The sequence below is a fragment of the Streptomyces sp. DH24 genome, from assembly GCF_029813775.1.
Lineage (GTDB): Bacteria > Actinomycetota > Actinomycetes > Streptomycetales > Streptomycetaceae > Streptomyces.
In genome coordinates, this window is sequence record NZ_JARVKW010000013.1 from 71,469 (window position 1) to 86,929 (window position 15,461).

Genomic DNA, 15,461 nt, shown 5'->3' on the forward strand with positions numbered 1-15,461 from the left:
GCGGTCGGCCTCGCGGCCACGCCCCGGTGGGCGTGGCCGCCCGTCACAGCCGGGGGTCCACCGGCTCCGACTCCAGTGCCAGCACGCCGAACACCGCCTCGTGGATCCGCCACAGCGGCTCGCCGTCCGCGAGGCGGTCCAGGGCCTCCAGGCCGAGGGCGTACTCGCGGACCGCCAGCGACCGCTTGTGGTTGAGGAAGCGGTTGCGCAGGCGGGCCAGGTTCTCCGGGCGCGTGTACTCGGGACCGTAGATGATCCGCAGGTACTCGCGGCCCCGGCACTTGATGCCCGGCTGCACCAGCCGGCCCTTCGGGTCGCGCACCAGCGCGCCGAGCGGCTTGACCACCATGCCCTCGCCGCCCCGGCCGGTCATCTCCAGCCACCAGTCGACGCCGGCGCGCACCGACTCGGGGTCGCCGGTGTCGACGTACAGCCGCCGGGTGGTCGCCAGCAGGCCGCTCCCATCGTGCTCCACGAGCCGGTCGATCAGCGCGAGCTGCTCGTCGTGCCCGAGCCCGGCGAGGCTGCGGCCCTGGACGGCGAGGATCTGGAACGGTGCGAGACGCACACCGTCCAGGCCGTCGGTGGTCCAGCAGTAGCGCCGGTACGCCGCCGTGAACGCCGCCGCGTCCGACGCCCGCTCGCGCTGCCGCGTCAGCAGGTCCGACACGTCGACGCCGCGCGCCGCCGCGCCCTCCAGCGCGGCCAGCGCACCCGGGAACACCGCCCCCGACGCGGCGCCCACCGCGGCGTACTGCGAGCGCAGCAGCCCGGACGCCTTCAGCGACCACGGCATCAACTCGGCGTCCAGCAGCAGCCAGTCGGTGCCGAGCTCCGTCCACAGGCCGGCCTCGTCCACCGCCGCGCGGAGCCGGGCGAGGACCTCCTCGGTGACGGACGCGTTGTCGAAGAAGGGGCGCCCGGTGCGGGTGTACAGGGCACCGGTCGGGCCGGACACGCCGAAGCGCTTCGCCGCCGTCCCGGCGTCGCGGCACACCAGCGCCACGGCCCGCGACCCCATGTGCTTCTCCTCGCACACGACGCGCGCCACCCCGTCCCCGGCGTACTGCGCGAAGGCCTCCGCCGGGTGCTCCAGGTACCCCTCGATCCGCGACGTCGCCGTCGGCGCCATCGTCGGCGGCAGGTACGGCAACAGCCTCGGGTCCACCGCGAAGCGGCTCATGACCTCCAGCGCGGCGGCCCCGTTCTCCTCCCGGACGGCGACCCGGCCCGCGTGCCGTGTCTCCACGGCACGCCGGCCGCGCACGTCGGCCAGGTCGAGCGGCCGGCCGTCCTGCCCGCCGGGCGCCTCGGACCGCAGCGGCTTCGCCGGCTCGTACCACACGCGCTCCGCCGGTACGTCGACCAGTTCGCGCTCCGGCCAGCGCAGCGCGGTCAGCTTGCCGCCGAACACGGCACCGGTGTCCACGCAGATGGTGTTGTTGAGCCAGGTGGCCTCCGGGACCGGGGTGTGGCCGTACACCACGGCCGCGCGGCCCCGGTAGTCCTCCGCCCACGGGTAGCGCACCGGCAGCCCGAACTCGTCGGTCTCGCCGGTCGTGTCGCCGTACAGGGCGTGGCTGCGGACCCGGCCGGAGGTGCGGCCGTGGTACTTCTCGGGCAGACCGGCGTGGCAGACGACCAGCTTTCCGCCGTCCAGGACGTAGTGGCTGACGAGCCCGTCGATGAACGCCCGTACCTCCTGCCTGAACTCCTCGCTCTCGCCGTCCATCTGGGCGATCGTCTCGGCCAGGCCGTGGGTGTGCTGGACCTTGCGGCCCTTGAGGTGGCGGCCGAACTTGTTCTCGTGGTTGCCCGGCACGCACAGCGCGTCGCCCGACTTCACCATCGCCATCACCCGGCGCAGCACGCCCGGGCTGTCCGGGCCGCGGTCGACGAGGTCGCCGACGAAGACCGCCGTGCGGCCCTCGGGGTGCACGCCGTCGACGTAGCCCAGCTTGCCGAGCAGCGCCTCCAGTTCGGCGGAGCAGCCGTGGATGTCGCCGATGATGTCGAACGGGCCGGTCAGGTGGGTCAGGTCGTTGAACCGCTTCTCGGTGACGACGGTGGCCCGTTCGACCTCCTCGACGCCGCGCAGCACGTGCACCTTGCGGAAGCCCTCGCGCTCCAGGTGCCGCAGGGAGCGGCGGAGTTCGCGGATGTGGCGCTGGATGACCCGGCGCGGCATGTCGGCGCGGTCGGTGCGGGCCGCGTTGCGCTCGGCGCACACCTCCTCCGGTATGTCGAGCACGACGGCGATCGGCAGTACGTCGTGCCTGCGGGCCAGTTCGACCAGTTGGCGCCGGGCCTCGGGCTGCACGCTGGTGGCGTCGACGACCGTGCGGCGGCCGGCGGCCAGGCGCTTGCCGGCGATGTAGTGCAGCACGTCGAAGGCGTCGCGGGTCGCGCCCTGGTCGTTCTCGTCGTCGGAGACCAGGCCGCGGCAGAAGTCGGACGAGAGCACCTCGGTCGGCTTGAAGTGCCGGCGGGCGAAGGTGGACTTGCCGGAGCCGGAGGCGCCGACGAGCACGACGAGGGAGAGGTCGGTGACGGGGAGGGCACGCCCCTTCGGGGCCTTGGTCACGGTCCCGTTCTCGGTCATGCCGCCTTCGCCTCCTTCTCGCTCTTCTCGCTCTTGTCGCTCTTGTCGCTCTGGTCGCTCTTGTCGTTCCGGTCGTTCCGGTCGCTGTCGTTGTTCCGGGTCGTGGTGGTGCGGTTCCTGGTGTGCTTCCCGTCCGCGTCGGCGCTCAGCGTGAACACCGCCATCTGCGTGGGCGGGCCCACCTCCGGGTCGTCGGGGCCGATCGGCGCGAACTCCACGTCGTAGCCGTGCCGTTCGGCCACCGACCGGGCCCAGGTGCGGAACTCGGCGCGGGTCCACTCGAAGCGGTGGTCGCCGTGCCGGACGTGCCCGGCCGGGAGGCTCTCCCAGCGGACGTTGTACTCGACGTTCGGCGTGGTCACGAGGACGGTGCGGGGGCGGGCCGCGCCGAACACCGCGTACTCCAGGGCGGGCAGCCGCGGCAGGTCGACGTGCTCGATCACCTCGCTGAGCACGGCGGCGTCGTAGCCCTTGAGGCGGTTGTCGGTGTAGGCGAGGGAGCCCTGGAGCAGCTTCACGCGTGCGGCCCGCCGCTCCCCCATCCGGTCCAGCTTGAGCCGCCGCCCGGCGATGGTGAGGGCCCGCATCGACACGTCGACGCCGACGATCTCCGTGTACCGCGGATCCTTCAGCAGCGTCTGCACCAACTGGCCCTGGCCGCAGCCGAGGTCGAGGACGCGGGCGGCGCCGGACGCCTGGAGCGCGGCCACGATGGCGTCCCGGCGCTGCTCGGCGAGCGGGGCCGGCCGCTCCTCGGTCTCCGTCTCCGCCGCGACCGCGTTGTCGATCGCCTCGACCTCGCTGTCGTCGGCCTCGGCCAGCCGGACCAGCTCAAGCCGTTCCATGGCCTGGCGGGTCAGCGACCAGCGGCGCGACAGGTAGCGGCCGGCGATGAGCTTCTGCTCGGGGTGGGCGGCCAGCCAGCCGTCACCGGCCCGCAGCAGCTTGTCGACCTCGTCCGGGGACACCCAGTAGTGCTTGGCGTCGTCCAGGACCGGCAGCAGGACGTACAGGTGACGCAGGGCCTCGGCGACGGTCAGCGTGTCCGACTCCAGGACGAGCCGCACGTACCGCGAGTCGCCCCACTCGGGGAACTCGGTGTCCAGCGGCACGGGCTCCACGGTGACCGTCCAGCCCGGCGGCTCGAAGAGACGTCGTACGAGGTCGGCGCCGCCGCGGGCGGGCAGGGCGGGCACCTCCACGCGCAACGGGCTTGGCTGGTCCGGCAGTTCGGGGCGGGCGTGGCACACCCCGCGCATCGCGCTGGAGAAGACGCTGCTCAGCGCCACGGCGAGCAGGGAGGACGCGGCGTACGGCCGGTCGTTGACGTAGTTCGCGAGGGCCGCGTCCGGGGCGCCGCCGCGGCCCTTGCCCCGGCCGCGCCGGACCAGTGCCACCGCGTCCACCTCCAGCAGCAGCGCCGCCGTGCAGCGTTCGGCGTCCGCCTCGGGGTAGAGGACGTGGGCCGTGCCGTGGGAGGTGGAGAACGCCTGCGCCCTGTCGGGGTGCTTGTGCAGCAGGAAACCGAGGTCGGCTCCCTCCAGCGCGGGCGGCACCGGGTTCCAGTCCGGGTCGAGCAGCCCGAGCGCGGCCTTCTGGGTGAGGACCCGGCGCAGCGCGCGGTCGATGAGCTTCTCCGGGACGCGGCCCGCGGTGACGGCCTCGGCCAGGGGCGCGCCGAACGTCTTCACGGTGGGCAGTTCGATGTCGACGCCCGCCCGGAGCGCGGCGCCCGCGGCGTCGGCCCAGTCCCCGGCGATGCCGTGCAGGGTCTTGAGGAACGCGATGCCGAAGTAGTCGGCGACGACGGTGCCGTCGAAGCCCCAGGTGTCGCGCAGCAGCCCGGTCAGCAGGTCCTCGTCGGCCGCGGCGGGCAGGCCGTCGGTGTCGGTGTAGGCGTGCATGACGGAGCGGGCGCCGCCCTCGCGCAGAGCCATCTCGAACGGCGGCAGCAGCACGTCGGCGCGTTCCCGGGCGCCCATGGGCGCGGGCGCGAGGTTGCGTCCGGCGCGGGAGGCGGAGTAGCCGACGAAGTGCTTGAGCGTGGCGACGAGTCCGGCGGACTCCAGGCCCTGGACGTAGGCGGTGCCGATGGTGCCGACGAGGTACGGGTCCTCGCCGATGGTCTCCTCCACGCGGCCCCAGCGGGCGTCGCGCACCACGTCGAGGACGGGCGCGAGGCCCTGGTGGACGCCGACGGCGCGCATGTCCCGGCCGATGGCGGCGGCCATGCGGCGGATCAGTTCCGGGTCGAAGGTGGCGCCCCAGGACAGTGGCACCGGGTAGGCGGTGGCGCCCCAGGTGGCGAAGCCGGCCAGGCACTCCTCGTGGGCGACGGCGGGGATGCCGAAGCGGTTGGCGGCGGCGATCCGGGTCTGGGTGCGCAGCAGGGACAGCGCGCCGAGCGCCGGGTCGACGGGGGCGGTGCCGAACGGGCGGGTCAGCTGGCCGAGGCCGGCCGGCAGCAGCGCCTCCAGGTCGACGGCCTCCTCCATGTCGTGCTGGTGGGGCGCCACTTCGCCGCCCTCGTCGGAGGCGCCGACCCAGACCCCGTAGAGCTGGGCGATCTTCTCCTCAAGGGTCATGGCGTCGATCAGGGCGGTCACCCTGGTGTCGATGTCGTGGGCGGGGTCGTTCCAGATGGGGGCTTCGGGGGTGGTCTCAACGGCCACGTTGGCGGTCACTTTCCTCCGACGCCCATCAGGCCCTGGACCAGGGCGCGACGGGCGAACAGGTAGACGAGCAGGACGGGCACCATGGACAGCACCACGGCTCCCAGCAGACCGGGGATGTCGATGCCGTGTTCGGTCTGGAAGTTGTAGAGACCCAGGGTGACCACCTTGGTGGAGTCGGACTGGGTCAGGACGAGCGGGAACAGGAAGCCGTTCCAGGCCTGCAGCGCGGAGAACACCACGATCGTGGACAGGCCGCCCCGGGAGAGCGGGAGCACGAGCTGGAAGAACATCCGGCGCGGTGTGGCGCCGTCCATGGCCATCGCCTCGAACAGCTCCGAGGAGATGTCGCGCATGGCGCCGCTGAGGATGAGCGCCGACATCGGCAGGCAGAACGCCGCGGTGGGCAGGATGACACCGAGGAGGTTGTCGTACAGACCGGCCTCGCTGATCAGGTAGAACATCGGCACGATGACGGCCTGTGCCGGGATCGCGAGGCCCAGCAGGAACAGCCGGAAGACGTGCGAGGTGACGCGGCTGCGGCTGCGGACGATCGCGTAGGCGAGCGGCGGGACCAGCAGCAGCACCACCGCGATCACGCACGCGGTGACGAGGAGGGTGTTGAGGAAGTACCTGCCGAAGCCGCTGTCGAAGGCGCCCGTGTAGTTGTCGAGGGTGAACGTGTCCGGGACGGACACCGGTCCGTGCTCGGCGTAGTCCGCGCGGGTGCGGACCGTGGCGGCGAGCATCACGTACAGCGGCAGGCCGATCAGGAACAGCCACAGCAGCGAGCCGGCGCCGGCGAGGTAGTTGGGGCGGCGCCTCATGACACACCCTCCATGGAGCTGCGCATCTTGTCGTAGCCGGAGAGGCGGACGACGATCAGCGAGATGACGGTGGCCGCGAGGACCAGGGCGAGGGCGATGGCGGAGCCGGCGCCGAAGTCGAAGCCCTTGAAAGCCTTTTGGTACATGTAGTAGGCGCTGATGGTGGTGTCGGTGCCCGGACCGCCCTGGGTGAGGATGAGGACCGTCTCGAACGTGGTGAGTCCGCCGACGATCATCAGGATCATCGAGGTGACGACCGAGTTCCTCAGCTGCGGCAGCGTGATGTGGAAGAACTGGCGGTAGCGGCCGGCTCCGTCGATCTCCGCGGCCTGGTAGAGGACCTGGGGGATGGCGCGGGCGGCGCCCTGGTAGATCAGGGTGTGGAACGGGGTGAACTGCCAGGTGCTCACGAACGCCAGGACCCCGATGGCCGTGGCCTGTTCACCGAAGAGGTTGCCGTCGCCGAACAGCCAGGTGGCGCGGGCCGGGATGCCGAAGTTCGGGTCGAGCAGCGCCCGCCACAGCACCGACACGGCGGTCGCGGACAGCAGCAGCGGTACGAAGTAGATGACGGACAGCACCGCGCGGTTGCGCTGGTGACCGGCCGCCCAGACGCCGAGCACGATGCTCAGCGGCGTCTGGATGACGACGCCGAGCACGGTGAGCAGCAGGGTCAGCCAGATGCTCTTGAGCATCACCGGGTCGTCCACGATGCGCGACCAGTTGTCGAGGCCGACGAACTCGGGCGATCCCAGGCCGTTCCAGCTCATGAACGACAGCACCGCGACCATGATCAGCGGGACGATCGCGAACAGGGCGAAGAACACTGTGGCGGGCAGGGCCCAGGCGAAGCCGGGGCGCGCCACGTTGGCGACGTAGGAGCCGTCCGGCCGCCGCCGGGCCCGCTTGCGGGGCTCGGCGGCGGTGGGAGGGCTCGTGATCTGAGTGGTCATGAGCCGTTCATTCGGTCGGGAGGGCCTGCATGGCCTTGATGAAGCCGTCCTCGTCGATCTGGCCGTTGGTGAACTGCTGGATGGCCTGGTGGATCGAGGTGATGGCGGACGGCGGGTACGCCTGGTCCCACGACAGCTGGAACGACGGGGCCTTCGCGACCAGCTCGTACTGGAAGCGGGAGTACTCGGGGCTGGCCGCGGTGTCCAGGAACTTCTTGGTGTTGGTGGTGGTCGGCAGGTTGCCGATCGCCATCTGCGCCTTGACGAACTCGTCGGAGTACATGAGCTTCAGGAACTCGGCGACGGCCTCGGGGTGCTTGGTCTTCTTCAGCACCGAGTAGAAGTTGTTGGTGTTGCCCGCGACGTTGCCCGGGTCGCCCTTGCCGCCCTCGACGGTCGGGAAGGCGGTGTAGCCGAGGCCCTCCTTGGCGAAGTCCGCGGCGTCCTCCTGCTGCTGGGCGTAGTACCAGGAGCCCATCAGCTCGAAGCCGGCCTTGCCGGAGGCGAGCAGCGCGGGCGAGGCGCCGTTGGTGTACTTCACGGAGTCGTAGTTCTTGCCGAAGGCACCGGCGTCGACCAGTTCCCTGAGCATGCCCAGGGCCTTCTTGCTGTCGGCGCTGTTCCAGGCCTCCTTGTCGCCCTCCAGGGCCTTCTGGAACAGGCCGGGGCCGGCGACGCGGTCGTAGAGGTACTGGAACCACATCTGGGTCGGCCAGCGGTCGCCGCCGCCGAGCGCGATCGGGGTGACGCCCTCGGCCTTGAGCTTCTTGACGGCGTCGATCAGCTCGTCCCAGGTCCTGGGCGGCTGGACGCCCGCCTTGTCGAGGACGTTCTTGTTGTGGAACAGCAGGACCGGCTGGGTGCCGCGCATCGGGACACCGTAGGGCTTGCCGTCCACGACCGCGCTGTTGAACACGGACGGCAGGAACTTGTTCTCCAGGTCCGGGTTGTCCTTGATGAAGTCGTCCAGCGGCATCAGCAGGTCGGCCTTGACGAAGGGCTGGATGCTGCCGCCGCCCCAGTTGAAGAAGACGTCCGGGGCCTGCGGCGTGTTGATGATCGTCTGCAGCTTCTGCTGGTAGTCGGCGCCGGGGATGGTGTCGAGGACCACCTTCACGTCGGACGTCTTGTTGAACGTGTCGACGATCTTCTTCTCGACCTTGTTGCTCGCGTCCCCGTAGACCAGGACATGGATCTTCCCGTCGTCCGACGAGCCCCCGCCGTCGCCGTCACCGCAGGCGGACAGGCTCAGCGCGAGGGCGAGCGTCGCTGCGGCGGCGACCAGTCTGGGCAGCGCACGTGTCTTCATCGTTCGCCTTTCGAAAGTTTCGGCATCCTCGCCGAAAGTCCATGCTCCGGGACAGTAGGTGGAGACCCGAGTTTCGGTCAACGGTCCTGCACTGAGTCGCCCAAACCGTTACCGGCACGCGTGGCCTATCCTGCGGGCATGCAAGATGACGACGAGGTGGGCGGCAGGGTCACACTGGCCGCGGTGGCCAAAGAGGCCGGAGTTTCGCTGGCGACAGTTTCGAAGGTCCTCAACGGTCGTTCGGATGTCTCGGACGCCACCCGGGCCCGGATCGAGGGCATTCTCGACGCCCACGGCTACCGTCGCCGGGCCCAGGGAGCGCCCCGGTCGCCGCTCGTCGAACTCGTCTTCCACGAGCTGGACAGCATCTGGGCGATGGAGCTGATCCGGGGCGTGGAGAACGTCGCCAAGGAGAACCGGGCGACCGTGGTCCTCACCGAGAGCGGCACCCGGCACGCCCCCTCGCCCGACTGGATCGAGGGAGTGCTGCGGCGCCGGCCGCTGGGGGTCGTACTGGTCTTCTCCACGCTCCCGGAGGACGTCAAGCGGCAGCTGCGGTCCCGGGCGATCCCGTTCGTCATCATCGACCCGGCCGGCGATCCCGACCCCGACGTGCCGTCCGTCGGCTCCGCGAACTGGGCCGGGGGCCTCGCGGCGACGCGGCATCTCACCGACCACGACCACGAGCGCGTCGCGATCATCACCGGACCCGAGGACATGCTGTGCTCGCTGGCGCGGCTCGACGGCTACCGCTCGGCGATGGCGATGGCGGGCCTGGAGATCGACCCGGAGCTGGTGCGGTTCGGCGACTTCCACGTGCAGGGCGGCTTCGAGCACGCCATGGACCTGCTGGACCGCCCGGACCGGCCGACCGCGATCTTCGCCGGCAGCGACCTGCAGGCCCTCGGCGTCCTGGAGGCGGCCCGCCTCAAGGGCCTGAGCGTGCCGGAGGACCTGTCGGTCGTGGGCTACGACGACGTCCCGCTCGCCCAGTGGTCGAGCCCGCCGCTCACCACGGTCCACCAGCCGCTGCGCCACATGGCCGAGGAGGCGGCCCGCATGCTGCTGCGCCCGGACGACCCGGGCAAGGCGGCCCAGCGCATAGAACTGGCCACCCACTTGGTGATCCGGCAGAGCACGGCTGCGCCGAAGAGGGCTTGAGCGGGAACCGGCCCCGGTCGCGGAGGGCTTGAGCGGCGCCCGCCTCGGCCGCGCAGGGCGACGGGGCCGGCCACCTCAGACACGCTCTCCTTACGAGAAAGCGGCGCAGAAGTTCGTCGAATGTTTCGGGTGCGCGGAACCCGCGCTGCGGCAGCGCCTTGACCGGGCTAGATGCCGTCAACTGTGGCCCCAGAGCGCGTTGGTGACGCGGGAGTCCCTCGGCGATTCCTGCGCGACCGGTTGACCGTGTGCCGCTGCGGCCGTACCTTCTGCGCAGCAATTCGGAAATTCGGACGAAACTTTCGAATACGCGAAGGCCCTCAAAGGGGATGACATGCCCATGAGCACCGCACGCAGTACGTACACGTCCCGGGCCCGCAGAGCCGTGGGCGCCGGCCTGGCGAGCCTGCTCGCCCTGGCCGGCGTCACCGCCCTGGCCGGGACCGCCGACGCCGCGACGACGCTGGCCTCCGCGGCGTCCGCCAAGGGCCGCTACTTCGGCACCGCGGTCGCCAACAACCACTTGGGCGAGGCCGCGTACGCGTCCACGCTCAACACCGAGTTCAACCAGGTCACGCCCGAGAACGAGATGAAGTGGGACGCCCTGGAACCCACCCGCAACTCGTTCAACTTCACCAACGCCGACCGGATCGTCGACCACGCGCAGAGCCGCGACATGAAGGTCCGCGGCCACACGCTGGTCTGGCACTCCCAGCTGCCCAGCTGGGTGGGTGGCCTGAACGCCACGGATCTGCGGGCGGCCATGACCCACCACATCAACACGGTCATGGGCCACTACAAGGGCGAGATCCACTCCTGGGACGTCGTGAACGAGGCGTTCCAGGACGGCTCCAGCGGCGCCCGCCGCAGCTCGCCCTTCCAGGACAAGCTCGGCAACGGCTACATCGAGGAAGCCTTCAGGATCGCCCGCGCGGCGGACCCGGCGGCCAAGCTCTGCTACAACGACTACAACACCGACGGCGTCAACGCGAAGAGCACCGCCGTCTACAACATGGTCAAGGACTTCAAGTCCCGCGGCGTCCCCATCGACTGCGTGGGCTTCCAGGGCCACTTCAACGCGCAGTCCCCCGTCCCGGGCGACCTGCAGGCCAACCTCCAGCGCTTCGCCGACCTCGGTGTCGAGGTGCAGATCACCGAGCTGGACATCGAGGGCTCGGGCACCGCGCAGGCCACCAGCTACGCCAACGTCGTCAAGGCCTGCCTCGCCGTCACCAAGTGCTCCGGCATCACCGTGTGGGGCATCACCGACAAGTACTCGTGGCGGGCCAGCGGGACACCCCTGCTGTTCGACTCCAACTACAACAAGAAGCCGGCGTACGACGCGGTCATCAGCGCCTTCGGTGCCACCCCCGACCCGGGCGGCCCCGGCGATCCGGACCCCGGTGAGCCGGGCACCAAGGCCTGCACCGCCACGTACACCCGTACCGCCGACTGGCAGTCCGGCTACAACGGCCAGGTGACCGTCAAGGCTGGCAGCGCCGCCCTCAGCGGCTGGACCGTCACGCTGACGCTTCCCTCGGGCCAGCAGGTGGCCTCCACCTGGAACGGCACCGCCACCACGAGCGGCCAGGTCGTCACCGTCCGCCCGGTCGGCTGGAACAGCTCGGTCGCGGCCGGGGCCTCGACCAGCTTCGGGTTCACGGTGAACAAGAACGGCAGCAACGCCGATCCCGTCGTCGGGACCTGCACCGCCTCCTGACCGCCACCGCGGCCCCCCGGCGCCGGCTGCCCGGGGCAACGCCCCGCCCCGGGCAGCCGCGAAACGGCCCCCCGGCCTCCGCGAGGAGACCGGCGGGCCGCACCCGTTGCCGCGGGAGCGGCGCACGTGTGGTCACGACAACTGCGACTGGACCTCGGACGAGATCAGCTCCAGGTGGTCCAGGTCGTCGAGGTCGAGGACCTGGAGGTAGACGCGGCGGCTGCCGATCTCCGCGTACCGCCCGATCTTGTCGACGACCTCGGCCGGGGAACCCGCGAGGCCGTTCAGCTTCAGCTCGTCCACCTCGCGGCCGATGGCGGCGGCGCGGCGGGCGACCTCCTGGTCGTCCCGGCCGACGCAGACCACGAGGGCGTTGGAGTAGATCAGCTCGTCGGTGCGGCCGATCGCCTCGGCCGCGGCGCGGACCCGGCCGAACTGGCGCCCGCTGTCCTCGACGGAGGCGAACGGGATGTTGAACTCGTCGGCGTAGCGCGCGGCGAGCCGCGGGGTGCGGGTGGCGCCGTGCCCGCCGATGAGCACCGGGATCTTCTCCTGCGTCGGCTTGGGCAGCGCGGGTGATCCGGTGAGGTCGTAGTAGGTGCCGTGGAAGTCGAAGGTCTTGCCGACCTCCGTCTGCCACAGGCCGGTGACGATCTCCAGCTGCTCCTCCAGCCGGCCGAACTTCTCCTTCGGGAAGGGAATGCCGTACGCCTTGTGCTCCTCCTCGAACCAGCCCGCGCCCAGGCCCAGTTCGACCCGGCCGCCCGACATCTGGTCGACCTGCGCGACCTGGATGGCGAGCACGCCGGGCAGTCGGAAGGTGCCGGCGGTCATGAGCGTGCCGAGGCGGATGCGGCTGGTCTCACGGGCGAGTCCGGCGAGGGTGATCCAGGCGTCGGTGGGACCGGGCAGACCGTCCGTCGACCCCATGCGCAGATAGTGGTCGGAGCGGAAGAAGGCGTCGAAGCCGAGATCCTCGGTGGCCTTGGCGACGGTGAGCAAGGTGCCATAGGTGGCCCCCTGCTGGGGCTCGGTGAAGATGCGAAGATCCATGCTTCCATCCTGCCCGCTGCCACCCCCGGCCGGTTCGGCGGTCCCCGGCCGCGCTGGGCCCACGGTCGGGTGGAATTCCGTCCGGCGGTCGCCTCCGGCGGCCGGGTCAGCCGGCCTCGCGCTGCGGCAGCATGGGTTCCCGGTAGACCTCCGGTAAGAGACCGTCCTGCGGCCCGGCCGGTAACTCCTCCTCCCGGTCCGCCAGTCTGCGCAGCATCTCCCGCACCCGGTCCCGCGACTCGTCCGCCGCGTCGATGGCCTCCATGCACTGCCAGTACGTGCCCTCGTCGTCCGCGGAGCAGGCGATCCCGACGAGGGCGATGCCTATCTCCCCCAGCAGTCCGCCGAGCCGCGTCAACGCCAGTCTGGCGTCGCCCAGTTCGGTGAGCTGGGCCGCCAGCAGCTCATCCGGGCCCAGCTCGGGCCGGGTGAGCACCCCGCAGCCCCGGCCCGCCAGTTCCGTCAGTCCCAGTGCCTCGCCGCGCAGTTCGGGCGGGCCGGCGACCGCCAGCCGGCTGCCTATCGCCTGTGCCAGGGCCTGCGCCTGCCACACCTCCGCCAGAACCTGTGGCACGTCCCCGCTCGCGGCCAGGGCACGCCTGCTCGTCACGATGAGCCGCGTCGCGTCCATGCGCTGTCCCCGTCTGTCCCGACGCGCTCGCGCGCGTCCGCCCGAACTCTCTCGTCCACTACCCAGAGTGAGTGAGCTTGGGATGAAAAGCTAGAGGAAGACGGAAATCTCTGGACAACAAGCCGCTCGCGGAACGGTTTTCGACTCCGGAGCGTTATAACGGAGTCAGTCACTCCACAACGGGGCGGTCCCACCGGACCGGAACCCGACGGGCTCCGCGCCGCGCGGCGGACGGTACGGCGCCGCCGTCGGGCAACGCGGCGGGTCGGCGACCCGGCCCAGGCGGGTCCGCGACGTGGCGTGGCGCCCCGAGGGCGGCCGTGCCGGGCGCCGCGCGGCAGGCGCCACGTCGCGGGCTCGTACTAGGACTCCTCCCCGGGGACGGGAAAGCGGCGTTCGTTCCGGTCGATCTTCGCGTCGAGAGCCGCCAGCGGGTCGATGCCGAGCACCTCGCACAGCTGGAGCAGATACGCGAGCACGTCGGCGACCTCGTCCCTGACGCGGTGCGCGGTGTCCGGGTCGGCCATCACGCGCGCCGACTCCTCGGGCGTCAACCACTGGAAGATCTCGACGAGTTCCGAGGCCTCCACGCTGAGCGCGGCGACGAGGTTCTTGGGCGTGTGGTACGGCTGCCAGTTCCGGTCGGCCGCGAACCGGGCGAGCCGCTCCTGGAGCCGGGCCAGTTGATGATCGGTCACGGCTCCAGGTGTACCACCGTCACGCCGTCCATCCCCGCGGCCCACGACGCGTCGCTCACCGCGCCGACGAGCCGGAGATGGCCGCGGTCGCACATCCGTGCCGCCAGCCGCAGCAGTTCGTGACGCTGGCGGGGGTCCAGTCCCCGCTCGAAGCCGTCGGCGAGGACGGTGAGCGTCTGCAGGGCCGCGGGCACCTCGCCGACCGGGTCGACGTCCAGCACGCCGGGCCCGGTGAGCAGCACCAGCGCCAGCGCGAGGTACCTCAACTCGCCGTGCCCCAGCCGGTCCAGGCCGGTGCGCAGGCCGTCGCCCCGGTCGAGCACCGCGCGTACGGTCCCGCCGCACCGCGACTCGGCGCGTACGTCCAGGACGGGACCGGCGCATCCGGCGCGGGCCGCCGCGACGAGCTGCGCGTGCCGCCGGCCGCACTCGGCGCGGGTGCGCCACAGGACGTCGGCGAGGTTGTCGCAGCCGCCGAGCAGCCGGCCGGAACCGGTCGGCACGGGTTCGCGCATCCGGTCGGGCCGGGGGTCGCACGCGAAGGCGGACCGCAGGGCGACGACCATCTGCTCGGCGGCGGCCAGCACCCGCTGCTGTCCGGGCGTCTTGCCGGCCACCCGAAGCGGCAGCAGGGCCGTGCCGAGGCAGTCGTCGGGCAGCGGGGCACGCGTCACGGGCGTCGAACCGGCCGTGTGCCAGGCCGCCTGCACGGAGCGCCGGGCGGGGTCGCGCAGCGCGGTCTCCAGCAGGACGAGTCCGCCGGCGGTCAGCCGCTCCCCCACGACGCGCAGTTCCGGCTCGGCCTGTACGGCCACGTCGAGGCGGACGGGACCGGCGGGGCCGTCGGCCGTGCAGCCGATGCGGAAGCCGCGGCGCCGCTGGGTGTCGGGCCGGGCCCGCTCCGGCACGCAGGCGGCCGGGTCGGGGAACGCCTCGCCGAGCCCGGCGCCGCCACCGAGCCGGGCCAGCGCCTCGTACGCCCGCAGAGCGGTGGTCTTGCCCGACCCGCTGGGACCGGCGAGCAGGGTCAGCGCACCGAGCGGCAGCACGACGCGACGGTGACCGGCGTAGGCCGACAGCCGCAGCTCGGTGACACAGGGCCGCTCGGGCCGTGCCACCTCGTCACAAGGCGCAGCCGGGTCCCGGGCCGCGGCCGGGCCGCGAGCCGCAACCGACACGGGCGCGGGCACGGGCACACGACCCCCGCGCGTGGGCGATCCGGCGGCGGACGGCGACGCCCCCGAGCGCGTCGCCGCGGTGGACGGGGCGCCGGCATCCCCGTCCCCGCCCGGGGAGCGGCCCCCGGCGGGAAAGGAGTCGGCGGACGGTGCGGGCTCGGAGCACGCGGAGGGCACGGCCATGGTCGGACCGTAGGACCGCCCCGTCAGGCGAACCGTTTTGCCCGCGCGACCTTCCTACGATCGGGGGACGCCCCGGCGCTCAGACCCCCGGCACCGCCGCACCCTCCATCAGTCCCGTCACCTCGGTCCCGGCCGGCGCCAGCAGGAACACGTTCCGGTCGACGCGGTGCATCCCGCTGGCGAGGCCGAAGACGACGCCCGTGCTGAAGTCCAGGACCCGCTTGGCGACGTCCGTCTCGGCGCCGGTCAGGTCGAGCAGCACGGGGATACCGGCCATCAGGGTCTCGGCGACCTCGCGGGCGTCCGCGAAGACGTTGACCCGCAGGACGACGAACCGGCGGCGCGTCTCCGTCTCCGCGTCGGGCAGCGCGCGGTGGTTCACTGCGGACGGCCAGGCGTCCCGGCCCCGCAACGGAACGACCTGGGCGAGCCCTTCCCACTGTTCATCGGTGACGTCGTGGCTGTTCACCGGCT

Annotated in this window: 12 protein-coding genes and 1 pseudogene; 2 read left to right on the forward strand and 11 right to left on the reverse strand. The window is 71.8% G+C overall.

Annotated elements, in window-relative coordinates; translation table 11 throughout:
* Positions 1 to 43: 43 nt before the first annotated feature.
* From QC282_RS13225 to QC282_RS13250, 6 genes and pseudogenes are all read right to left on the reverse strand, one after another.
* The gene (locus QC282_RS13225; RefSeq protein WP_279549503.1) at positions 44 to 2,602 is read right to left on the reverse strand and encodes a polynucleotide kinase-phosphatase; all 2,559 of its coding nucleotides are present in this window, start codon (positions 2,600 to 2,602) and stop codon (positions 44 to 46) included.
* Entirely contained in the window at positions 2,599 to 4,182 is a 1,584-nt protein-coding gene (locus QC282_RS13230; RefSeq protein WP_279549573.1) for a 3' terminal RNA ribose 2'-O-methyltransferase Hen1, read from the reverse strand. The genes QC282_RS13225 and QC282_RS13230 overlap by 4 nt, the downstream gene beginning before the upstream one ends.
* Positions 4,183 to 4,212: 30 nt before the next feature.
* Positions 4,213 to 5,187: pseudogene (locus QC282_RS13235) on the reverse strand (glycoside hydrolase family 3 protein); the annotation flags it as partial.
* Between the two features lie 95 nt (positions 5,188 to 5,282).
* The gene (locus QC282_RS13240) at positions 5,283 to 6,101 is read right to left on the reverse strand and encodes a carbohydrate ABC transporter permease (protein ID WP_279549504.1); all 819 of its coding nucleotides are present in this window, start codon (positions 6,099 to 6,101) and stop codon (positions 5,283 to 5,285) included.
* Positions 6,098 to 7,054: a sugar ABC transporter permease gene (locus QC282_RS13245; RefSeq protein WP_279549505.1), complete on the reverse strand. Its 957-nt coding sequence runs from the start codon at positions 7,052 to 7,054 to the stop codon at positions 6,098 to 6,100. The genes QC282_RS13240 and QC282_RS13245 overlap by 4 nt, the downstream gene beginning before the upstream one ends.
* 7 nt (positions 7,055 to 7,061) lie before the next feature.
* Complete coding sequence (locus QC282_RS13250) at positions 7,062 to 8,363, reverse strand: ABC transporter substrate-binding protein (RefSeq protein WP_279549506.1); 1,302 nt, start codon at positions 8,361 to 8,363, stop codon at positions 7,062 to 7,064.
* Positions 8,364 to 8,501: 138 nt separating this feature from the next.
* Here QC282_RS13250 and QC282_RS13255 point away from each other — a divergent pair, with 138 nt between their 5' ends.
* Both QC282_RS13255 and QC282_RS13260 read left to right on the forward strand, forming a co-directional pair.
* The gene (locus QC282_RS13255) at positions 8,502 to 9,524 is read left to right on the forward strand and encodes a LacI family DNA-binding transcriptional regulator (protein ID WP_279549507.1); all 1,023 of its coding nucleotides are present in this window, start codon (positions 8,502 to 8,504) and stop codon (positions 9,522 to 9,524) included.
* A 340-nt stretch (positions 9,525 to 9,864) separates the two neighbouring features.
* Complete coding sequence (locus tag QC282_RS13260; RefSeq protein WP_279549508.1) at positions 9,865 to 11,244, forward strand: endo-1,4-beta-xylanase; 1,380 nt, start codon at positions 9,865 to 9,867, stop codon at positions 11,242 to 11,244.
* 132 nt (positions 11,245 to 11,376) lie between these two features.
* On the opposite strand, the gene QC282_RS13265 is transcribed toward QC282_RS13260, so the two are convergent.
* The 5 genes from QC282_RS13265 to QC282_RS13285 form a co-directional block, all read right to left on the reverse strand.
* Positions 11,377 to 12,297 carry an LLM class F420-dependent oxidoreductase gene (locus QC282_RS13265; protein WP_279549509.1) on the reverse strand — a complete coding sequence of 307 codons (921 nt, stop codon included), beginning with the start codon at positions 12,295 to 12,297 and terminating at the stop codon, positions 11,377 to 11,379.
* A gap of 106 nt (positions 12,298 to 12,403) precedes the next feature.
* Positions 12,404 to 12,928: a DUF6099 family protein gene (locus QC282_RS13270; RefSeq protein WP_279549510.1), complete on the reverse strand. Its 525-nt coding sequence runs from the start codon at positions 12,926 to 12,928 to the stop codon at positions 12,404 to 12,406.
* Between the two features lie 362 nt (positions 12,929 to 13,290).
* Positions 13,291 to 13,626 carry a nucleotide pyrophosphohydrolase gene (locus tag QC282_RS13275; RefSeq protein WP_279549511.1) on the reverse strand — a complete coding sequence of 112 codons (336 nt, stop codon included), beginning with the start codon at positions 13,624 to 13,626 and terminating at the stop codon, positions 13,291 to 13,293.
* Positions 13,623 to 14,987 (reverse strand): ATP-binding protein, encoded by a 1,365-nt coding sequence (locus tag QC282_RS13280; protein ID WP_279549512.1) that lies wholly within the window; start codon positions 14,985 to 14,987, stop codon positions 13,623 to 13,625. Before QC282_RS13280 ends, QC282_RS13275 begins: the two co-directional genes overlap by 4 nt.
* A gap of 79 nt (positions 14,988 to 15,066) precedes the next feature.
* Positions 15,067 to 15,456: a cell division protein SepF gene (locus QC282_RS13285; RefSeq protein WP_279549513.1), complete on the reverse strand. Its 390-nt coding sequence runs from the start codon at positions 15,454 to 15,456 to the stop codon at positions 15,067 to 15,069.
* Positions 15,457 to 15,461: the final 5 nt, after the last annotated feature.